The sequence below is a fragment of the Paenibacillus piri genome, assembly GCF_004354045.1.
Taxonomy (GTDB): Bacteria; Bacillota; Bacilli; order Paenibacillales; family NBRC-103111; genus Paenibacillus_S; species Paenibacillus_S piri.
Genome location: NZ_SMRT01000001.1, coordinates 445,879 through 467,158 on the forward strand (window position 1 = coordinate 445,879; position 21,280 = coordinate 467,158).

General features: G+C 55.1%; 19 protein-coding genes and 1 riboswitch. Of the genes, 17 read left to right on the plus strand and 2 right to left on the minus strand.

Features of this window, described 5'->3' with window-relative positions:
- Positions 1 to 69: 69 nt before the first annotated feature.
- Together E1757_RS01930 and E1757_RS01935 are read left to right on the plus strand one after the other, a co-directional pair.
- Positions 70 to 3,132, plus strand: a complete 3,063-nt coding sequence (locus E1757_RS01930; protein WP_133225127.1) for a cell division protein ZapA — start codon at positions 70 to 72, stop codon at positions 3,130 to 3,132.
- Between the two features lie 19 nt (positions 3,133 to 3,151).
- A complete protein-coding gene (locus tag E1757_RS01935; RefSeq protein WP_133225128.1) occupies positions 3,152 to 3,697 on the plus strand; it encodes a CvpA family protein in 546 nt (181 codons plus the stop codon).
- Positions 3,698 to 4,313: 616 nt separating this feature from the next.
- Here E1757_RS01935 and E1757_RS01940 read toward each other — a convergent pair.
- Both E1757_RS01940 and E1757_RS01945 read right to left on the minus strand, forming a co-directional pair.
- Positions 4,314 to 4,715 (minus strand): cupredoxin domain-containing protein, encoded by a 402-nt coding sequence (locus E1757_RS01940; protein ID WP_133225129.1) that lies wholly within the window; start codon positions 4,713 to 4,715, stop codon positions 4,314 to 4,316.
- A gap of 222 nt (positions 4,716 to 4,937) precedes the next feature.
- Positions 4,938 to 5,306 (minus strand): phage holin family protein, encoded by a 369-nt coding sequence (locus E1757_RS01945; RefSeq protein WP_133225130.1) that lies wholly within the window; start codon positions 5,304 to 5,306, stop codon positions 4,938 to 4,940.
- Positions 5,307 to 5,578: 272 nt separating this feature from the next.
- On the opposite strand from E1757_RS01945, the gene E1757_RS01950 reads away from it, so the two are divergent.
- The 15 genes from E1757_RS01950 (at position 5,579) to cobT (ending at position 21,278) form a co-directional block, all read left to right on the plus strand.
- Positions 5,579 to 7,945: an endonuclease MutS2 gene (locus tag E1757_RS01950; RefSeq protein WP_181956601.1), complete on the plus strand. Its 2,367-nt coding sequence runs from the start codon at positions 5,579 to 5,581 to the stop codon at positions 7,943 to 7,945.
- A gap of 140 nt (positions 7,946 to 8,085) precedes the next feature.
- Positions 8,086 to 8,763 carry a PspA/IM30 family protein gene (locus E1757_RS01955; RefSeq protein WP_133225132.1) on the plus strand — a complete coding sequence of 226 codons (678 nt, stop codon included), beginning with the start codon at positions 8,086 to 8,088 and terminating at the stop codon, positions 8,761 to 8,763.
- Between the two features lie 106 nt (positions 8,764 to 8,869).
- Complete coding sequence (locus E1757_RS01960; RefSeq protein ID WP_133225667.1) at positions 8,870 to 9,289, plus strand: DUF350 domain-containing protein; 420 nt, start codon at positions 8,870 to 8,872, stop codon at positions 9,287 to 9,289.
- A gap of 145 nt (positions 9,290 to 9,434) precedes the next feature.
- Positions 9,435 to 9,947 (plus strand): hypothetical protein, encoded by a 513-nt coding sequence (locus tag E1757_RS01965; RefSeq protein ID WP_133225133.1) that lies wholly within the window; start codon positions 9,435 to 9,437, stop codon positions 9,945 to 9,947.
- A gap of 243 nt (positions 9,948 to 10,190) precedes the next feature.
- Positions 10,191 to 11,507: an MFS transporter gene (locus tag E1757_RS01970; protein ID WP_133225134.1), complete on the plus strand. Its 1,317-nt coding sequence runs from the start codon at positions 10,191 to 10,193 to the stop codon at positions 11,505 to 11,507.
- Positions 11,508 to 11,703: 196 nt separating this feature from the next.
- Positions 11,704 to 12,612 (plus strand): cysteine synthase A, encoded by a 909-nt coding sequence (gene cysK, locus E1757_RS01975; protein ID WP_425464816.1) that lies wholly within the window; start codon positions 11,704 to 11,706, stop codon positions 12,610 to 12,612.
- A 403-nt stretch (positions 12,613 to 13,015) separates the two neighbouring features.
- The gene (locus E1757_RS01980) at positions 13,016 to 13,324 is read left to right on the plus strand and encodes a hypothetical protein (protein WP_133225136.1); all 309 of its coding nucleotides are present in this window, start codon (positions 13,016 to 13,018) and stop codon (positions 13,322 to 13,324) included.
- Between the two features lie 345 nt (positions 13,325 to 13,669).
- Positions 13,670 to 14,161 carry an Lrp/AsnC family transcriptional regulator gene (locus E1757_RS01985; protein ID WP_133225137.1) on the plus strand — a complete coding sequence of 164 codons (492 nt, stop codon included), beginning with the start codon at positions 13,670 to 13,672 and terminating at the stop codon, positions 14,159 to 14,161.
- Between the two features lie 13 nt (positions 14,162 to 14,174).
- Entirely contained in the window at positions 14,175 to 15,377 is a 1,203-nt protein-coding gene (locus E1757_RS01990) for an aminotransferase class I/II-fold pyridoxal phosphate-dependent enzyme (protein ID WP_133225138.1), read from the plus strand.
- 155 nt (positions 15,378 to 15,532) lie between these two features.
- Positions 15,533 to 15,796, plus strand: coding sequence for an aspartyl-phosphate phosphatase Spo0E family protein (locus tag E1757_RS01995; protein WP_133225139.1), 264 nt, complete (start codon positions 15,533 to 15,535; stop codon positions 15,794 to 15,796).
- A 268-nt stretch (positions 15,797 to 16,064) separates the two neighbouring features.
- Positions 16,065 to 16,607 carry a hypothetical protein gene (locus tag E1757_RS02000; protein ID WP_133225140.1) on the plus strand — a complete coding sequence of 181 codons (543 nt, stop codon included), beginning with the start codon at positions 16,065 to 16,067 and terminating at the stop codon, positions 16,605 to 16,607.
- A gap of 106 nt (positions 16,608 to 16,713) precedes the next feature.
- Positions 16,714 to 16,910, plus strand: a riboswitch (cobalamin riboswitch).
- Positions 16,911 to 17,282: 372 nt separating this feature from the next.
- Positions 17,283 to 18,323, plus strand: coding sequence for an ABC transporter substrate-binding protein (locus E1757_RS02005; RefSeq protein ID WP_133225141.1), 1,041 nt, complete (start codon positions 17,283 to 17,285; stop codon positions 18,321 to 18,323).
- 1 nt (position 18,324) lies between these two features.
- Complete coding sequence (locus tag E1757_RS02010) at positions 18,325 to 19,353, plus strand: FecCD family ABC transporter permease (protein ID WP_133225142.1); 1,029 nt, start codon at positions 18,325 to 18,327, stop codon at positions 19,351 to 19,353.
- Positions 19,354 to 19,372: 19 nt separating this feature from the next.
- The gene (locus E1757_RS02015; RefSeq protein WP_133225143.1) at positions 19,373 to 20,164 is read left to right on the plus strand and encodes an ABC transporter ATP-binding protein; all 792 of its coding nucleotides are present in this window, start codon (positions 19,373 to 19,375) and stop codon (positions 20,162 to 20,164) included.
- Between the two features lie 46 nt (positions 20,165 to 20,210).
- On the plus strand, positions 20,211 to 21,278 hold the full coding sequence (cobT, locus tag E1757_RS02020) for a nicotinate-nucleotide--dimethylbenzimidazole phosphoribosyltransferase (protein WP_133225144.1): 1,068 nt from the start codon (positions 20,211 to 20,213) through the stop codon (positions 21,276 to 21,278).
- Positions 21,279 to 21,280: the final 2 nt, after the last annotated feature.

The following is a 21,280-nucleotide window of genomic DNA, read 5'->3' on the forward strand; positions in this document are numbered from 1 at the left end:
CATGCCGTTAAGATTTACTTCATTTTTGGAGTACATATATTGTTGTAAATCCGAAAGGAGAGCTTGCCTGTGAGTGAAAATAAAGTCCGGATGACGGTAGATATATTCGGCAGCCAATACAAGCTGGTTGCCCAAACGAATGTCAGCTACATGAAAAGAGTAGTTGCTCAGGTCAACGAACAGATGCACAAAATCGCCGCGGGTTCCCCGCGTTTGGATACGCCGAAAATTGCCGTATTGGCAGCCGTACATATGGCGGACGATTATTTTAAGATGCAGGAGGAATTGGAGCAGTCGTTGGCGAAGCAGCGGCAGCTTGAGCAGTCTCACGAAGATCTGGGCAAGCTGCAGGAGCAGCACGCGCAGCTTCAGCAGAAGCTGGCAGACGGCGAAGAGCTCGTCCGGCAGTCGGAAGCGGAGAGCGGCAAGCTGCGGGATGATTACGCTCAGGCGGCACAGGAAGCGGAACGGCTGCGGCAGGAGAAAGCGCAGCTGGAACAGCGGCGCGAACGGCTGGAGGCCGATTGTGCAAGCGAGCGGGAAAGCCGCAGCCTCGTCGAGTCGCAGCTTGAAGCTGTACGCCAAGCGGAAGCTGAGCTTAAGGAGCAGCTCGGAGCGCATGAAGCGGAGCTTGCGGCAGGAGCGGAACGGGTGACGGCGTTGGAGCAGCGGTTGGTGAAGCAGACGGAGGAGAAAAAGCTGCTGGAGCAGCGGATCGAGCAGCAGTTGAAGGAGCAGCGCAGCCTTCGCGGCCAGCTGGACGAGAAGCAGAGCCTGCTGAGCAAGCAGGGCGAAGCCCAGCGCAGGCTGGAGCAGCAGCTGCAGCAGGAGCGGGCGCAGATTCAAGGCTTGCGTACGCAGCTCGAGGAGCAGCAGACCGCGGCGCAGGAGCTGCAGCAGCTGAACGGCACCCGCCAGCAGCAGCTTGATGAGCTTAGTGTGCAGCATGATCAGCTGCAGGAGCAGGTTCAGAGGCAGCGGCAGGAATACGAGCTGCAGCTCGAATTGTACAACGACCTGCACGGACAGCTCGCGCAGGAGCAGGAGCATGTGCGTGCGCTGGAGGAACAGCTTCAGCAGCAGCACGAGCAGAAGCGCCAACTGCAGGTTCAGCTTGGTCAGCAGGCCGAGGATAGCCGGCGTCAGCAGGAGCAGCTGGCACAGCAGCGCGAGGAGAGCGAGCAAGCGCAGCTGGAAGCGCTGGAGCGCGCGGAGCGGGCCGAGCAGGAGCGGCAGCGGAGCGAGACAGCGCTGCGGGAGGCGCAGGAGCGGCTGGCGAAGCAGCGTGAGGAGAGCGAGCAGTCGCAGCTGGAAGCGCTGGAGCGCGCGGAGCGGGCCGAGCAGGAGCGGCAGCGGAGCGAGACAGCGCTGCGCGAGGCGCAGGAGCGGCTGGCGAAGCAGCGCGAGGAGAGCGAGCAGTCGCAGCTGGAAGCGCTGGAGCGCGCGGAGCAGGCCGAGCAGGAGCGGCAGCGGAGCGAGACAGCGCTGCGCGAGGCGCAGGAGCGGCTGGCGAAGCAGCGCGAGGAGAGCGAACAAGCGCAGCTGGAAGCGCTGGAGCGCGCGGAGCAGGCCGAGCAGGAGCGCGAGCGGAGCGAGACAGCGCTGCGGGAGGCGCAGGAGCGGCTGGCGAAGCAGCGCGAGGAGAGCGAGCAAGCGCAGCTGGAAGCGCTGGAACGCGCGGAGCGGGCCGAGCAGGAGCGGCAGCGGAGCGAGACAGCGCTGCGGGAGGAGAGCGAAATGCTGCTGAATGAAGCGCAGCAGCAGCTGGCGAAACAGCGTGAGGAGAGCGAACAGGCGCAGCTGGAAGCGCTGGAGCGCGCGGAGCAGGCCGAGCAGGAGCGGCAGCGGAGCGAGACAGCGCTGCGCGAGGCGCAGGAGCAGCTGGCGAAGCAGCGCGAGGAGAGCGAACAAGCGCAGCTGGAAGCGCAGAAGCGCGCGGAGCAGGCCGAGCAGGAGCGCCAACGGAGCGAGACAGCGCTGCGCGAGGCGCAGGAGCGGCTGACGAAGCAGCGTGAGGAGAGCGAACAAGCGCAGCTGGAAGCGCTGGAGCGCGCGGAGCAGGCCGAGCAGGAGCGGCAGCGGAGCGAGACAGCGCTGCGCGAGGCGCAAGAGCGGCTGACGAAGCAGCGTGAGGAGAGCGAGGCCGCGGCCGCAGTGCTTCAGGCGCAGCTTGAAACCGCGCTGGAAGAAGCGCAGCTCATGCAGGAGCTGCAGGATGAGCTGCAGTCGCTGCACGACAGCTTGGAGCGGCAGCTGCATGAGCAGGGCGCACTCAGCTCGGAAGCTCAGAAAAAGCTGGACAAGCGCTGTGCGGCGCTCCAGCAGGAGCTTCGCCAGCGCGAAGAGCAGCTGGAGGTACAGCAGCAGCAAAACGCGGCTCTGCATGAGGAGCAGCGGGGGCTGCTGTCGCAGTTCCGCGAGCAGCAATCGTACCAGCAGCAGCTGCAGGATTCGATCGCGCAATGGCAGCTTCGCTGCGACGAGCTGACGAAGCAGCTTGAAGAGCAGCGCAAACAAATGACCGGGCAGCGGGAAGAGCTGGAGCTGCAGGAGGAATTGTACAGCGAGCTTGAAGGCCAATTCGCCGAGCTGCAATCGTCATTGGAGCAGCAGGACGGAGAAAGCCGGGAAGCAGCTGCGCGGCTTGAGGCGCAGTGTCATGCGCTGCAGGAGCGCCTGCAGGGTCAGCTGGAAGCTGCTTCGGCGCTGGAAATCCGGCTGCAGGAAGGAACCGAGGCATATCAATCGCTTGAAGCCAAGTACCAGGAACAGCTTGAGCTGCGGCAGAACCTCGATCGGTTTAACGATGAGCAAAGCGAGCGCATCCAAGCGTTGGAGCAGCAGAGCGCGCAATGGCAGCGCCGGACCGAGGAGCTGTCGAGCGAAGCCGAGCAGACGCGCCGGCAGTTTATTAGCCAGAAGGAAGAACTGCAGCTGCAGATGGAGCTGTATAATGAGCTGCAGGATAAATATGATCTGCAAAGCAAGCAGCAGCGTGCGCTGCAGGAAGAATATAACGGACATCGCGAGCGGGCCGAGCTCGTTTTCGCCGAGCATGAAGAGCTGAAGTCCGAGTATGTCAAGCTGCAGAATGAATACAACGAATGGATCGAGCTGGTCGAAAAAGAATAGGCATAAGTGAGGATACGGCATGAATGGATTGGATTGGGCTGCAGCCGTGCTTACGGTGGCCGGTACGGTGTTGGGTTATTACCGGGGCCTGGTTAGCCAGCTGGTATCGGTGGCGGGGTTGTTTATCGCTTATGTCGCGGCATTCGCTTTATATCGTGATACGGCACCCTGGATAGCCGGGGTGCTTTCTTTACCTGCATATGAGACATACCGCAAATACGAATATCTCGTCAAAGGCTTGAACCTGGACGCTTATATGTATAATGCGATTGCGTTTGCGCTTTTGTTTTTCGGGGTCAAGCTGGCACTGAGCATAGTCGGACGAGTATTAAACTGGATCGCGCTGACGCCCGGTATCAAGACGTTGAACAAATGGAGCGGGGCGCTGCTTGGCTTTGCCGAAGCTGCACTGCTTGTCATCGTCGCCGTTCATGTCATGACCGTCATCCCGAACGATACCGCGCAGAGGCTGCTGAAGCAGTCCGCCGCGGCACCGTACATCTTAAACGCCGTGCCTGTTCTCAACGACAAGCTGCATGAGCTGTGGGACAAAAAGAAGCCTTAGCCGGCCGGCCCGGCGAGCTAAGCCTTCGTTTTGCACCGTGCGGCGCGCGATGTGGCGTTGCATGACTTCGGTCAACCACATGCGGCGGTCCCCCACAACGGGGCCGTAACCTTCCGGATCGGGGTTGGCGGCGACAGCCGGTTATCGAAGCAACCGTTGTCGGGGAACGGCAAGCTGAAGCTAACATGACAATGGACGAGACGGTCAGCCGCGTCCAAAAAAAAACGACCATCCGCCTTCAAGATGAAGGACGGATTGGCCGTTTTTATTATAATGATAGAAAGCGGTCGCACATCTTGGAACTGTCGATTAATAGGGGTTAAGGGCTTGGAGGATGGCATCAGGGCGAATTTTATCGACAGTCTCCGAAGACCGGCTAGTAAAAAGAAATGTAACAGAAGACACAGGAGTAGAACAGTAAGAGGGCATGGATGTAGGGTGGAAAGTTTGCGGGCCGTCTTTGAAGTCGTGTTCTCCCTGCCTAGTCTAATCGAAGGAACACGACTTCAACAACGGCTGTAACCCCACACCCATCCCTCTCAACGCTCAAATGTAAATCTTACACTAAGGGCGCCGCAAGGCGTTTTTTAACTTCTCGGCAGACGTTGTCGCAATTTTAGCTTTCAACAATTAATTTGGATTTCATATTGATATGGCCCGAGCCGCAAGGAATGGTGCAGATGATATCATAAGTGCCTTCTTTTTCGGCTTTGAATGTTGCCGATTTCGTATTGCCGTCCAGCTTTACATTCAAGCCTTTAATTTCAACGCCGTGCATGCCTTCTTTATTTTCCAGCGACACTTTGATATCTTGGCCTTTTTTCACCTTGTACTCGGCCTGGTCGAATTTGAAGTTGCTGGCGACAAGCTTCAAATCGGCGGATGCCGCTGAGCCGGCTCCGGTTGCCGCTCCATTGGATGGTGCAGGAGCGGGAGCCGCCGCTTCTTCCTTCTTGCCGCATGCGGAAAGCGCAAATACGAGACAAAGCGCCAATGCCCAAACGATACTCTTTTTCATATATACCCCTCCATTTTGATAAAAATGATTTCCCGATACCGCCATCTTACACGATCTTACGGCGGTTTGCAGTGACAAACAGGTGACAAAACGATGAGGTATTTTCAAACAAACGACAGCTGTGCGAAATTGGTCATGGACAAATATGGAAAACTGTGCGCACAAAAAAATCAGCCTTACGGAAATCCCGCGAGACTGATCTTTTTTCCGGCCAAAGCACGCTTATTCGCGTTTTTCGCGTCCGGAAGCGCCTTGCTCGAAAGGGGTTTTGACCGGAATAAACAGGTCGATAATCCCAATGACCAAAGCAGCTAACAGCGCACCGATAATGCTTGTCGAAACACCGCTGACGATGAACTGCGCCAACCAGATAATTACCGCGCTCGTAACAAAGCCTACGATCCCGCGGCCAAACGGTGTAATTTTTTTGCCGAACACGCCTTCGATGATCCAAGCGGCTAACGCTATGACCAATGCCAAGAAAAAGGCGCTCCAGAAACCGCCAACTTTAAAAGCCGGAACGATATAGCTCACAAACATCAGCACCAATGCGGATACGATAAACCTGACCAGATGTCCAAGCAAATGCATCGCTGATACCTCCTTTTGGAATAGCGGATGTGCATCCGCAACTCGTTATGGCTGGCTTATGTTCGTTCTGCGTTCGACAACATTTCTAGGTGCACATCATATTATGCGCTTCCGCTGCGCGACTTATGTAGACCGTAAACGGCAAAAATGAATTTAACCGAAAATTAGCTAATCGGCATGGTGTTGGATATAATATAATAGAAAAATGGTTGTTTGTCCGACGGCAGTCGGCGCGCCACGAAAGGAAAGGCAAGAAAGGCAGGGAATTTGAATTGAACAGCAAAATATTAAAAACATTGGACTTTTCCGTCATTTTACATAAATGTGCCCACCACGCGGCGACCAGCCTGGGCAAGGAGCGTTTAGAAAAGCTGTTCCCGAGCGGAGATTTTATTGAAGTCAAGGAACGTTTGAAGGCGACCGACGAAGCCGTAAATGTAAATCGTCTCAAAGGCGGCGCGCCGTTCGGCGGCATCCGTGACGTCACCCATGCGATACACCGCGCCAGAATCGGGGGGATGCTGAATCCGGCCGAGCTATTTGATGTGGCCAATACGATTTACGGCGGACGCCGTCTGAAGCGTTTTCTTGAAGGGGTGCATGAGGATTATCCGATTCCGCTGCTAATCGCGCTGACCGAATCGGTTGCCGAGCTGAAAACGACCGAGGGTCGGATCAAGCAGTGCATCGATGATAATGCGCAGGTGGTCGATTCAGCAAGCCCCGAGCTTGCGAGAGTTCGGCAGGAGCTGCGAACGAGCGAGACGCGGGCGCGGGACCGGCTGGAGCAAATGGTTCGAACGCCGTCGATTCAAAAAATGCTGCAGGATAATCTGGTCACAATCCGCAACGATCGTTACGTCATTCCGGTCAAACAGGAATACCGCAGTCATTTCGGCGGGATGATACACGATCAGTCCGCCTCGGGCGCCACGCTGTTCATCGAGCCGGAGCAGGTCGTGCAATTGAACAACCGGGTGCGCGAGCTGAAGCTGAAGGAAGAAAAGGAAATCGAGAAAATATTGCTGATGCTTTCCGCGCTTGTAGCCGAAGTTGCGGACGAGCTGCTCGGCAGTCTGGACGTATTGGCGGAGCTCGATTTCAATTTCGCCAAGGCTGGGCTTGCTCATGAAATGAAAGCGACGCTGCCGATTTTGAACGACCGCGGATTTATCAAGCTCAAGCGGGGACGTCATCCGCTTATCGCCGCGGATAAGGTTGTACCGCTCGATATCGAGCTGGGGAACCGGTATACGACGATCATCGTAACCGGGCCGAATACAGGAGGCAAGACCGTATCGTTGAAAACGATCGGCCTGCTGTCGTTGATGGCGATGTCCGGCCTGTTCGTACCGGCGGAGGAAGGCAGCCAGCTTTGCGTATTTGATGCCATTTATGCCGATATAGGCGACGAGCAAAGCATTGAACAAAGCCTCAGCACGTTTTCCAGCCATATGACGAACATCATCAGTATCTTGCGCGACATGACGCCGAAAAGCCTTGTGCTGATGGATGAGCTGGGAGCCGGAACCGACCCTGCCGAAGGCTCGGCGCTGGCGATTGCGCTGCTTGAATATATTCACCGCATGGGCTGCCGGATCGTTGCTACGACGCATTACAGCGAGCTGAAGGCTTATGCCTATGAACGGCAGGGCATAATTAACGCGAGCATGGAGTTCGATGTGCAGACGCTGAGCCCGACTTACCGGCTGCTCGTAGGCGTCCCCGGGCGAAGCAACGCTTTTGCGATCGCCGAGCGGCTCGGGCTGGCCAAATCGATCATCGATCACGCCCGCGGGCAGGTTGGCGAGGAGGAGCAGCGCGTGGAGTCGATGATCGCCACGCTGGAGGAAAACCGGCTTACCGCGGAAGCCGAGCGGACGACCGCCGAGCGGCAGCGCCGCGAGGTCGAAGCGCTGCGCGACAAGCTGGAGGCGCAGCAGCAGCGCTTCGAGGAACAGCGCGACAAGCTGTTCGAGAAGGCGGAGCGAGAAGCGCAGGAGGCTGTGGCAAAGGCGCGGCGCGAGGCCGACGAAATTATCGGCGAGCTGCGGCGCATGCAGCGTGAGGCGGCGCTCGGCGTGAAGGATCACCAGCTGAGCGATGCGAAGCGCAGGCTCGACCAGGCGGCACCGGAGCTGAGAACGAAAAAAGCGCCGTCGAAGAGCGCCAGGAAGCCCGATAAGCTGGAGCCGGGCGATGAAGTGATGGTGACGAACTTGCGCCAAAAGGGCCATATCGTCGATATCGTTAATGATCATGAAGCGATGGTACAGCTCGGCATCATGAAGATGAAGGTGCAGCTGGCTGATCTCGAGCTGGTGAAAGCGGCTCCCGCCGCCAAAAAACCGCAGCCGCAAGCAGCGGCCAGCGTCAAACGGACGCGCGACGACAACGCCCGGATGGAGCTCGATTTGCGCGGGGCCAATCTGGAGGAAGCGATGATCGAGGTCGACCGATTTCTGGACGAATCATACTTGGCGAATTTTGGAAGTGTCTACATTATACATGGCAAGGGCACGGGCGTTCTGCGCACCGGTATCCAGGAATTTTTGCGCAAGCATAAGCATGTCAAAGCATACCGGATCGGCAATTACAACGAAGGCGGCACCGGCGTCACCGTAGCCGAGCTGAATTGACAAAAAAATTTTTTGCAGCCTTTGAAACTCCTTTTGCTTTTTTCCGTATGAATAACTATGAAACAACCAAGTTGCTGCAGCAATGTAAGGTAGCGTTTGTTATAATAAAAAAAAGCCAATTCATGGGAGGAAGTAAAACAATGGGAATTTTTAAAAGATTGCGTGATATGACAATGGCTTCAATTAACGATCTGCTCGACAAGGCCGAAGATCCTGTCAAAATGCTCAACCAATTTTTGCGCGACATGGAAGAGGATATCAACGAAGCCGAAGTTGCTGTAGCGAAGCAAATCGCGGTGGAAAAAAAGTTTAAGCAGCAGTTTGAAGAAGCCGGCGAAATGGTGACAAAACGCGAGGAGCAAGCGCTTAAAGCGTTGGAGCAGGGCAATGAGGATTTGGCCCGCCGCGCGCTGCAGGATAAGAAAGAGCATCAAATCCGCTTCGACGAAATGAAGAAGCAGTACGATATCGCCAAAGGCAATGCCGATCGTCTGCGCAGCCAGCTGCAGGAAATGAAAGACGAGCTGACCAAAATGAAAAACAAAAAGGATCTGCTCGTGGCTCGTGCCGAAGCCGCAAAAGCGCAAAAGCAAATCAATCAGGCGATTTCCGGCTTCGGAACCGATAATGCGGCCAAAGGCTTTGACCGTATGTCCGAGAAGGTGCTGCAAATGGAGGCCGAGGCGGAAGCCAGCAATGAGCTTCGTTCCAAAGACCGCAGCCTCGATGACGAGCTTGATCAATTGAAGAAGAGCGACGGCGTCGATGACGAGCTGGCGGCATTGAGAGCCAAGCTGCAGGCCAAAAAAGAAGGTTAATCCGATAGGTGTTCGTGGGGAGGCTGGGGCATTTGCCGCAGTCTCTTACTCCGTTAAAACGATAAAACGATTTGGGTTACGTCTACGAGAGTGGGGTATTTAAATGATGAATGAAGAGGTGGATGTATTGTTGAGCAACCCGTATGTGGAGACATTAGCGTTTTTTTCGATTGCCATTCTCGCTCTGATCGTGTTTTTGGCGATTTTTGAAATGGTGACCAAATACAAAGACTGGGAAGAAATTAAAAACGGGAATGTGTCTGTCGCTATGGCTACGGGGGGGAAAATATTCGGGATTTGCAATCTGTTCCGGTTTGCGATACTAAATAACGATTCGCTGCTTCATTCCTTGATTTGGGCGGGGTATGGCTTTATTTTGCTGCTTGCGGCCTACTTCATTTTCGAATTTCTGACGCCTTATTTTAAAATCGACGAGCAGATTCAAAAGGACAACCGTGCGGTCGGTTTCCTTTCGTTGATCATTTCGGTTTCGATTTCTTACGTCGTCGGCGCCTGCGTAACGTAATCGGAATGACAGACAGCCCAGGAGGCATAGTATGAAGTATTTGTGGGGTACATTGTTTGTTTTGGCGCTTGTATTTGTGGGTGCCGGTGTCTATTATTTTATAAATCATGCCTAACGGCGTGCAGAAGAAACCGGAGGAATGACCATGACGCAGTATGACCGTCTGTGCCCTTGGTGCCAAACGGAAATTGTGTGGGATCCCGAGCTCGGACCTGAGGATACGTGCCCGCACTGCTTGAACGAATTGGGAGAGTACCGGAGCGTATCGCTGAAAGTAAAGCAGGACGGCCAGCAGCTCGTGTACGACGATGAGCCGTTGGAGGACGACGATATTGAAGACGACGATCTGGTCGATTTGGAGGATGATGAAGGCGACACGACGTTCGATGAATATGTGGAGGGCACGCAGAGGGTGCTCGACTTGCAGGAGGAGGCTCCGGAGTGCACATTCTGTCAAAGCTTTATGCTGTTGGCCGGCAGCCGGACGATGGGCGATGATTTTACGCCGCTTTTGCCCGGCAAGCTGAAGGAGCCTTTGGTTAAACCGACGAGTACGCTCAAAGTATATGTCTGCCCTTCCTGCTTTAAAGTCGAACATATGTTGGGCGAGGACGAACGGCTCTCGATGATCGAGCTGCTGCGGGAGAACGGAAAATAAGGCATGAAAGGGAATTTCACGGCACAGCGCTGCCGGAGCGATTCCCTTTTTTTGTTGCATGGGAAGCTTGCGAAATGATGCGCAGCAGCTTCTTGGCGATAACCGAAGGCCCCAGGACATTAACTCGGAATAAGCTTCAGAGTGGCTTCATTTTTGGGGGATTCGTTCCAAGTCTCATGTTTTTTACGGGATTTGGGAAGGGTAACTAGGACGTCATAATTTCTCGTACAGGTGAGTATGGATATGAACTCTGGAATCAAAAGCTTCCCGGAAAAATGGATCCGGCGTGCCGCCGACCGTTCGTCCTGGCATTATCGCGGACAGGAGGGCTCCGCTCCCCCGGAAAAATCAAAACAATCTTTAACCGGACAGTCCCGGCTGCTGTTGACGGTCCATGGATTATGCGCAGTGGCCAACGCTTTATCCGGAACTTTCGTCAATGTGTACTTATGGAAAGCGCGTCAAGACTTTTTGGTGCTCGGATGGTTCACGCTGATAAACCATGTGGCGATGGCGCTGACCTTTTGGCTTGCGGGCAAGTGGGTCAAGGAGCATAATAAAATGAATTGCCTGCGCGCCGGGGTGGTGGTATCGGCCGTATTTTATATGCTGGTCCTCTGGTTTGGCGTACGTGCCGTCGATTATTATTGGCTGCTGGGCGTGATACAGGGAACGGCGGCCGGATTTTTCTGGCTGGCGTTTAATGTGGTCTATTTCGAGGTGACCGATCCCGGCAACCGGGACCGTTTCAACGGATGGGCCGGTCTGCTCGGCTCGGGAGCCGGCATGATTGCGCCGTGGATTTCCGGCTATCTGATCGTGCATATGAAGCAAACGAGTGGCTACCGGCTTATTTTTACGATATCGTTAATCGTGTTTTTGCTCGGCGTGGTGGTCAGTTTTTTTCTGAAAAAGCGCAAATCCGTCGGACATTACGAGTGGCTGCTGGCGGCGCGCTGCTTGAGACAAAAAGAAACGGCCTGGCGGACCGTATCCGCGGCATTGGTCGCCCAAGGCGTTCGCGAAGGGGTATTCGGTTTTATGATCGCGCTGCTCGTATATGTACATACCGGCAATGAAATGAAGCTGGGCAACTTCTCGCTCGTCACCTCGGCGGTTGCGTTATTCAGCTTTATGCTCGTCGGCAGGCTGCTTAAGCCGAATCACCGCAAAGGCGCAATGCTGTTGGGGGCGGTCATGATTGTGCTGGTGGTCGTGCCGTTTTTCTGGAAGGTGAATTTTACGACGCTGCTGCTGTTCGGTATCGGGGTCGGGCTGTTTTTTCCGTTGTATTCGATTCCGATTACTTCCTCGGTATTCGACTTGATCGGCGGCAACGCGGACAGCGTAAAGCGGCGGGAGGAGTATATCGTACTGCGGGAGCTGGCGCTCAATGTCGGGCGAATTTTTGGCTCGGTGCTGTTCATTATTGTCGTTTCGATGACGAAAAGTCCCCTTGCGATGAATGTGCTGCTGCTTGTTATCGGCAGCTCGCCGATTGTCACCTGGTTTTTTATGCGCCATGTCCATTCACGGACCGCAGCGGCGGTGCGGCATTAGCCCGCCATGACAGCCGAAGAAGCCGTTTGCCTGCCGGGGCAAGCGGCTTTCCGCATTCGTCCGGCGAGTAGACCGCGAGGGGCAGCAAAGTAATTATTGACAAAAAGCTGCGTCCCGCTACAATAGTCGGTATACTTATATGGAAGCTAGGAATTGGTGCATGAAGGAGCGAGCAGCATTGAAAACGAACATTCGAATGGTAAACAGTGTAACGGAGCTGATCGGCGATACCCCGGCGGTGCGAATTCGCCGGCTGGCAGGGGAGAACGATGCCGAGGTGTACGTAAAGCTGGAATACTTCAACCCGAGCGGCAGCGTCAAGGACCGTGCGGCTTACAACCTGATCGCGCAGGCGGAAAAGGATGGCGTGCTGAAGCCGGGCGCGACGATTATCGAGCCGACCAGCGGCAATACCGGCATCGGCCTGGCGATGAATGCGGCGGCCAAAGGGTATAAGGCGATCTTGGTCATGCCGGATAATATGACGAAGGAACGGATTAACTTGCTGAAGGCTTACGGTGCGGAGGTTGTTTTGTCGCCGGCCGCTGAACGGATGCCGGGCGCGATCCGCAAGGCGCTGGAGCTGCGGGAGCAAATTCCGGGCAGCTTTATTCCGCAGCAATTCGAGAATAAAGCGAATCCGGATATTCACCGGGTGACGACCGCCGTCGAGATTATCGAGCAGATGGAAGGCCGCCTGGATGCATTTGTCGCCTCGTCCGGGACCGGCGGCACGATCACGGGTACCGGCGAGGTGCTGCGCGAGAAGCTGCCGGGCATCCGGATTTACGTGGTGGAGCCGGCAGGTTCGCCGGTGCTGTCGGGCGGGCGGCCGGGGCCGCACAAATTGGTCGGAACGAGCCCCGGATTCGTGCCGGCGATACTGAATACGAATGTATACGACGAGATTGTACAGGTGACCGACGAAAACGCGTTAAACACGACGCGCGAGCTGGCGAGCCGGGAAGGCATACTTGTCGGGCCGTCGGCCGGCGCAACGGTATGGACTGCGCTGCAGGTGGCGCGCAAGCTGGGCAAAGGCAAGCGTGTGCTTTGTATCGCGCCCGATACGGGCGAGCGTTATTTAAGCATGGGTATTTTTTAATCGCTCAAATAACCAAGGCAGTCAAGTTGGCGTGATTATTAAAGCCGGTGGAGGCAGTTTATCGCTTCCAGCGGCTTTTAAATTCCGTGTTTTACTTGTCAATCCTGATCATCGCGACCGGATGGCAACGCCATTTATCCGATTACGACTTTATCGGGTTAAGACCCCCACCTCTAAGGTGGGCCTTGAATCAGGTGGGGTAGAGTCCCCATCTGATTCCCCGATGTTCAGCAAAGCTGAACGAGTTCACTCCGGTTTGCCGCAGGCTAAGGTTGTTTAGTGGCTCCTTGGGGTCCAAGTCGGGCTTTTTTTCACAAAAGCGGTCTGAATCGTATTGAATAAAAATACATTTTAATGTATAATTATTAATGTAAGCGATGATATCAATGGAAGGTGGAGCGAGATGAAAATAGCATTGGATAACGTGCTTCCCGGCTTGCCTGAATATCAGGAGCTGCTTTCCTCCATAGATGCCGATGGTGCGGATGCGGGACAGCAGTACGAAGCGTATCGCAACAGCCGGTACGTGCTTGCGGCCTACGATCAGGGCCGGCTGGTTGGTATCGGCAGAGTCGCCGACGAAGGCGAAGCCGGGCAAGCCTGCCATATTACTCTGCATCAAAACTACCGCGGCCGCGATGTCGATTTATATATGCGCAAGCTGTTGTCGGTTAACCGGATCGAATCTTGTTCATGCCGCGTCGGCGTCTAGCCGCCGCCATTTCACATAAAGTCTGCGGCTCGCGCCTGCAGACTTTTTTTTAGGAAATTATGCGCAGCAAATTTCTGTGGATAACCGGGGGCTCCCCCAAAAGTAAGGTCAAAAGTTGCTTGCACTCTTGAGGAAACCCGGTGGATACGGGTTAGCGGAATTGGCTTCGGAGCTTCACGTCACTTTTGGGGGACTTTGTTCTGTTACCGGCAGGCAGCAGCGAAGGCTGCGCTGCAGTAATGCTTTAACGTGCCGAGCATTCATATTTTTATTTTGCAATAAACGCTTGATTAGGTGTAATATGTAGTAATAATCTTTGAAACTCCTAGGAGGGTCAATTTGCCAATGGAACAATTTAAAATGCGCATTATCGAAATTTTGAAGGAAGATGCGAGAAGAACGCCTGCGCTAATCGCGACCATGCTGGGCGCGTCGGAGGCGGAAGTGGCGGAAGCGATCCGCGATCTTGAAAAAGCGAACGTTATCGTCAAATACGCGACAGTCGTCAATTGGGCGAAGGTCGACGACGAACGGGTAACGGCGTTAATTGAAGTGCAAATTACACCGGAACGCGGCCGCGGGTTTGACGCGATTGCGGAACGTATTTACTTATATCCGGAAGTGAAGTCCGTTTATTTGATGTCGGGTGCGTACGATCTGCTCGTTGAGATCGAAGGCAAGACGTTGAAGGAGGTCGCCTCCTTCGTATCCAACAAGCTGTCCCCTATCGAGCGCGTATTGTCGACCAAAACCCATTTTGTGTTAAAAAAATACAAGCAGGACGGTATTATCTTTGAGGATAAAGAAGAGGATCCCCGTCTGCTAATCTCCCCGTAAAGGACGATGAGTGATGATAAAGCAAAACCAAATACTCGGATCATCCACCAAGCCTATGACCGGATACTTAGCTCCCCTGGTAAGAGAAATACCGCCTTCGGGCATCCGCAAATTTTTTGACCTGGTTAGCGCCAGCAAGGACGATATTATTTCGCTCGGTGTCGGTGAGCCCGATTTCAGCACGCCGTGGCATGTTCGCGAAGCGTGCGTTTACTCGTTGGAACGAGGCAATACGAAGTACACCTCCAATGCCGGCATGCCCGAGCTTCGTGAGGCGATCGCCGAATATTTGTACGATTCGTTCCAGGTGCCGTACGAGCCGTCGGACGAAGTGCTTGTTACGGTAGGCGGCAGCGAGGCGATCGATCTCGCCTTGCGCGCGTTGATCGTGCCCGGGGACGAAATTCTCATTACCGAGCCGACTTATGTATCTTATGCGCCGATCGTCAAGATCAGCGGAGGGGTCCCCGTAGGCGTCGAAACGTTCGCGAAGGATCAATTCAAGCTGACGGCTGAATCGTTGAAAGCCAGCATCACCCCGAAATCGAAGGCGCTGATCGTCTGCTTCCCGAACAATCCGACAGGCGGAGTCATGAGCTACGAGGACTGGGAGCCGATCGCCAAAGTCGTGGAGGAGCACGATCTGATCGTCATCTCCGACGAAATCTACGCCGAGCTTACTTATGAGAGCAAGCACGTCAGCTTCGCTTCGCTGCCGGGGATGCGGGACCGGACTATTCTGGTCAGCGGCTTTTCCAAAGCTTTTGCGATGACCGGCTGGAGGATGGGCTATGCTTGCGGACATAGCGACATCATTTCGGCAATGCTCAAAATTCATCAATATTCCATTATGTGCGCACCGGCTATGGGGCAGGTAGCGGCACTCGAAGCGTTGAGAAACGGGATGGAAGAGAAGGATAAAATGATGGAGTCGTACAATCAGCGGAGGAGGCTGATGGTGCAGGGCTTCAGGGAAATCGGGCTGCAATGCCATGAGCCGCAAGGCGCATTCTACGTCTTTCCGTCGGTTGCTTCTACAGGCCTAAGCTCGGAGGAGTTCGCGCAGCGCTTGCTTTACGAGGGCAAAGTGGCGGCCGTTCCGGGAAATGTATTCGGTCTTGGCGGCGAAGGGTTTGTCCGGTGTTCATACGCCTATTCCGTCAATCAATTGATCGAGGCAATCGATCGGATCGGGAACTTTTTGAAAAAGCTGTAATTTCGTCACAAATCGACAAAACTAGCCATTTCCAACCAAGTCAAAAACTGGTATCTTTAATAGTATAGAAGGTTCACATGTTTAATTTTATAGGATAAAAGATTCATGTAGCTAACTATTGCGTGCTAAAGATATGCAGCAAGGGGGGATGAACAATGGCTTTTCCGGAATATCAGCTTCGCCAATATCAGCACATTGGCTGGATCCGCGAGAACGATCAGCAGGCCAAGTGGGTATCTGGGAAAAAAAAGAAATCATCTGCTGCACGATCTCTGGAAGATGAAATCTATCAATTGCGGCGCGAGCTGGAAGACCTCGTTCGTAATGAGAAGAGCTTGACCTCGCCTAAGGTTGTAGAAACGAGTATGATTCTCGATAAGAAGATTAATGAATATATGAATCGGAAGAGGGACCGTTAAAACCGGTTCCTTTTTATTTATTGAATTGAAAGTATAAGATTCTATACTTTGCTTCGCACAATCTTGATAAACGCGCTCGTTCGTTAGGGAAGGCGAAGCCGTTTATTCCGGTGCAGCGGAATTCGGCAGCAGCCTCCTCTCATCCGGCAATGTCACTTTTTGTGGAATTTGCTTTTTTATGATAAGATTACACAATCGGACAACGTTTCTGGACGGCGAAAAACGCAGGTTTGCGGAGTAGCTTTTCCAAGGTGCGGGAGGAGAACAGATGAAGCGGAGTTTCACAATATTTATCCTTTTTGCGTTATTGTTTGCTTTGGCCGGCTGCGGCGGCGGACCGAAGGCGGACGTGCCCATATTCATGATGTCGGCCAACGGGGTTCCGAACGATGTCGCCGACAAGCTGCAGGCGGATTTGCGGTCGAAGTTGGGCGAGGCTCCTACAGTCAGCGTGACATCGACGCCGATTTTTTCGATGGAGAAGCTGATTGTAGAAATTGCCGCCGGCGATAACGGCATTATTATTGTGCCTATGGAGCAGTTCAAGACGATCGGCCAGCAGGGCGGTTACGTAAGCTTGGACAGCGCGGCGAAAGCGGAAGATTTTCCCGACGGAGTGCTGGAGCTGCCGGTGGACGGCAAGGACAAGGAAGGCAAGAAGGAGAAGCATTTATTCGGCATTCCACTCGAAAAAACGAAATGGTTTATCGATCTGAAGCTGAACGGTAAAGATTTGATCGCTTTCGTACCGGCAAATGCGAAAAATCAGGAAAAAGTGATGCAGGTTATTAAAGTTATCGCCCAGAAGTGAACAATTCAAGGATAAACGGCATCGCCGTCCCTAACGGACGAGCGCGTTTATCAAGATTGTGCGAAGCAAAGTATAGAATCTTATACTTTCTATATCAATGAACATAACTTCATAGCTTCGAGCAGGTGCCTGCAGCGTATTGCGTGCGCAGGTTAAAAGGGAAGCCGGTGCAAATCCGGCACGGTCCCGCCACTGTAATATGGGAAGCTCCTTAACAGCCACTGTCCGGCAGAAGGACGGGAAGGCAAGGATGCTGCATCTGTCCCCATAAGTCAGGAGACCTGCCTGTTCGGATAAAGACAGCCTCTTTCGCGGAAAAAGGAGCGTCAGGCACAAACCAGTTACAGGCTCGCCAGAGCCTTTGCTGCTGTTTGTTTCGCCGCTGCGCTGCGCCCTTTGGAGCCTTGATGACGAGGAACCGGAGGGCTTTTTCATTTGAACAGAAAGTATAAGAATCTATACTTTGCTTCGCACAACCTTGATAAACGTGCTCGTCCTCGAAGGACGGCGAAGTCGTTTATCCTGGGTTGAACAGAAAGCTTAAGCGCGTCACACAATCTTGACAAACGCGCTCGTCCTGAGGCCGGCGGGGCCGTTTATGTTTTGTTTCAGGGGCGGGGCTCGGGTCAGGAGCAGATGAACCGCCATTGCGGCGGGGGAAGAGGGAAATGGATCATGAACTTGTCGAAAACAAACAGATGGGCCGCGGGCATACTCGGGTTTGCTCTCATTTGGAGCGCCGCAGGCTGCGGAGGCAGCCAGGCGCCGGGCCCGACAACACCGGGAGCAGGCCAATTGGTCGATCCGCCCAAAGCGGGCAGTGCCAAGCAGGAAGGTCAAAGTGGAGATACGAAGGCTCCGGCCGGGTCCAAAGCAACCGTGTACCCTTTTAAAGTGAAGGATGCGACAGGCAAGGAGTTTACGTTTAATAAAGCTCCCGAACGCATCGTTTCGGTATCTCCCAGCGAGACGGAGACATTGTTCGCGCTCGGATTGGGGGATCGCGTTATCGGCGTATCCGATTTTTGCGATTATCCCGCGGAAGCTTTGACCAAGCCGAAAATGGGCAGCATCGTCAAGCCGAACGAGGAAGCGCTGATAGCGGCTAATGCGGATGTAGTGTTGTCCGGCGTTTCGCTAAAAGTTCCGGTCGTCGAGCAGCTGCGCGGTTTAAAGGTGAATGTGTTCAAGGTTGAGCCGAAGACGATGAACGATGTGATGGACAACATTCTGATGTTTGGCCGGTTGTTCGACAAGCAGGAGCAGGCCGAGCAGCTGGTCGCTGTCATGAAAGCGAACCGGCAAAAAGTAACGGATGCGGTAAAGGATTTGAAGCCGGAGCAGAAGAAAAAGGTGTTTATCGAGTTTTCGCCAGGCTGGACGGTCGGAAAGGGCGAATTTATCGACGAGCTGATCGCCTTGGCGGGCGGCGTCAATATTGCTGCGGATCAACAGGGCTATAACGAGATCAATGAGGAAAAAGTGATTGCCGCAAATCCGCAAGTGATTTTATATCCGGACAATCTGCTCGACGACAAGTCCAAAAAAACGCTGGACCAAGTAATTAAAGAGCGCAGCGGCTGGGGAGGCATCGAGGCTGTCAAAAATAACCGACTAATCGGACTCGATAAAAATTTAATGAGTCGTCCCGGCCCGCGTATGGCGGAAAGTCTGGTAGATATCGCCAAAGGCATTTACCCAGAGCTGGTGAAATAGGATGAGGCGCAGGCTGTTGCTTTGGGGCGGCGCCGGTGTACTGCTGCTGCTCGTTTCGATGACGGTCAGCCTATCTATCGGTACGGTCCGGCTGCCGTTTCTGCAAGTATGGGGCATTCTTGCCCATCATCTGCCATGGATCGGCCATTCGATTCCTGCCGATTGGCAGCCGGCGGCGGAGCAGATCATTTGGCGCGTCCGACTGCCGCGCGTGCTGCTGGGGCTGCTCGTCGGAGCCGCATTGGGCGTGGCAGGAGCCGCCTTTCAGGGCGTGCTGCGCAATCCGCTGGCGGACCCTTATACATTGGGGGTCTCGTCGGGAGCGGCGCTCGGCGCTTCATTTTTAATATTGTTCGGGCTGCAGTTCGCGTTCGGCTCGTGGACGATCCCGGTCATTGCTTTTATAACCGCGGCGGCATCATTGTTGTCGGTTCTGCTGCTGGCGCGCACGGACGGCCAGCTGAAAATGGGAACGGTACTGTTGGCGGGCGTTGTCATGCACTCATTTCTCGGTTCCTTCGTTTCATTGATGGTAGCGATGTCGAAGCAGGTCATTAACGAAATTTTATTTTGGATGATGGGCAGTCTGTCGCTGCGGGGCTGGTCGTATACGCTTGTGCTCCTGCCTTATTTGGCTGCAGGAGCAGCGGTTTTGCTGATGTACGGGCGGGCGCTGAATTTGTTTGCATTGGGCGAGGCGCAGGCCGCCCATCTGGGGGTACGGGTCGAGCGGACGAAGCTGATCGTTCTGACGGCGGCTACGCTTGTGACCGCTGCTGCCGTCTCCGTATCGGGAGTCGTAGCGTTTGTCGGCCTGATTGTCCCGCATTTGCTGCGGATGCTGATCGGGCCGGATTACCGTCTGCTGTTGCCGCTTTCGCTGCTGGGCGGGGCGATCTATGTTCTGTGGGCCGATACGATCGCCAGAATGCTGCTCAGTCCGACCGAAATCCCGCTCGGGGTCGTTACCGCATTTATGGGCGCGCCGTTTTTTGCTTATTTGCTCAGAAAAAATAAACGGACCGGTTAAGGCGGAAAGGGGGGCGGTCATGACGATCGTACAGGCGGATAAGGCCGGCAAAGCGTATAAAGACCGGCATGTGCTGCAGCAGGTCAGCCTTGCTGTGGAGCCGGGCGAATGCTTGGGCATAATTGGCCCGAACGGGAGCGGCAAATCGACGCTGCTGAAGCTGTTGTCAGGCATTGAAGCGCCGACCTCCGGCAGCGTGCTGCTGGAGGGCCGCTCCGCTCATGCCTACCCGCGCAAGCGGCTGGCGCAATGGGCGGCGGTGCTGCAGCAGGATGCGCTGCCGCCGCTCGGCTTTACCGTACGCGAGGTTATCGGCATGGGCCGCTACCCGTTCCAAAATTGGCTCGGAACCGATTCGGCGGATGCGGAGCGTTTGGTGGACCGGATCATCGAGCGGCTGCAGCTCGTGAAGCTGCAGCATCGCCAGGTGGACGGTTTGAGCGGAGGCGAGCGGCAGCGGGTTGCGCTCGGCAAAGTGATGGCGCAGCAGCCTCGGCTGCTGCTGCTCGACGAGCCGACGACTTTTCTCGATATCGGCTACCAGATTCAGATGATGGATTGGATCCGCAGCTGGCAGAAGGAGTCGGGATTGACGGTCATCGCCGTGCTGCATGATTTGAATTTGGCCGCGCAGTATTGCGGACGGCTGCTGATTTTGCAGGAGGGGCGGGTCGTTGCCGCCGGAACGCCGGAGGAGGTCATTGCGCCGGGACTGCTGGAGCGGGTGTACGGCACGCAGCCCATCGTCATGCGGCATCCCGTGTCCGGCGTGCCGCAAATATTGCTGCAGCCGGATGGCGGGCAGGAATGATGCAACGGGGAATCCGGTTTCGCTCAATATGGAAGGGGAGAGGATTATGAAGCAATCACTAGATACGATCGCTCGGCAAATACAAGCGTTGGATCAAGCGGCCGTCGAAGCGGCCGGACGCCATTTGGACCAACTGACGAAGCCGCCGGGCAGCCTCGGCAAATTGGAGCATATTGCGAAGCAGCTGGCCGGTATTACCGGCCAGACGATTCCGGAGCTCGGGAAAAAAGCCGTCATCGTCATGGCGGGGGACCATGGCGTATGCGAGGAAGGAATCAGTGCATTTCCGGCGGAGGTGACGCCGCAAATGGTGCTTAACTTTCTGAACGGGGGAGCTGCGGTCAACGTGCTTGCCCGGCAGACGGGGGCGGATGTCGTCTGCGTGGATATCGGCGTGAACGCGGAGCTTGAGCACCCTCAGCTCGTAGCGCGCAAGGTGCGCAAAGGCACGCGCAATATGATGCGGGAAGCGGCCATGACCGAGCGGGAGGCGCTGGACGCCATTCACGTCGGCATTCGCCTCGTGGAGGAGCTCGTTCGCGAAGGCTGCGGCCTGTTTGCAACCGGCGAGATGGGCATCGGCAACACAACGGCGAGCTCCGCATTGCTCGTTGTGCTGACCGGGACGGAAGCGGCGGATGCCGTAGGCCGGGGCACCGGCATAGACAGCGACAAGCTATTGCACAAGCAGTCCGTGATCGAGCGCGCCATCGCCGTCAATAAGCCGGATCCGAGTAATCCGATCGATGTGCTGGCCAAGCTGGGCGGCCTCGAAATTGCCGGATTAACCGGCGTCATCCTGGGTGCTGCGCTGCACCGCCGTCCTGTCGTGATCGACGGCTTTATTTCATCTGCGGCAGCGCTCGTCGCAAGCCGGATCGCTCCGCAAAGCGCGTCCTACATGATCGCCTCGCATTTGTCGCAGGAGCGTGGACATGCGCGTCTGTTGGAGGCGATCGGCATCTCGCCCATGCTAAGCATGGATATGCGGCTTGGCGAAGGGACCGGCGCCGTGCTGGCTTTTCCGCTGATCGAGGCGTCGGTTAACGTGATGAAGGAAATGGCGACATTCGCCAGTGCCGGCGTCTCGCAAAGCGGCCCAGACGGTCTGTAGGA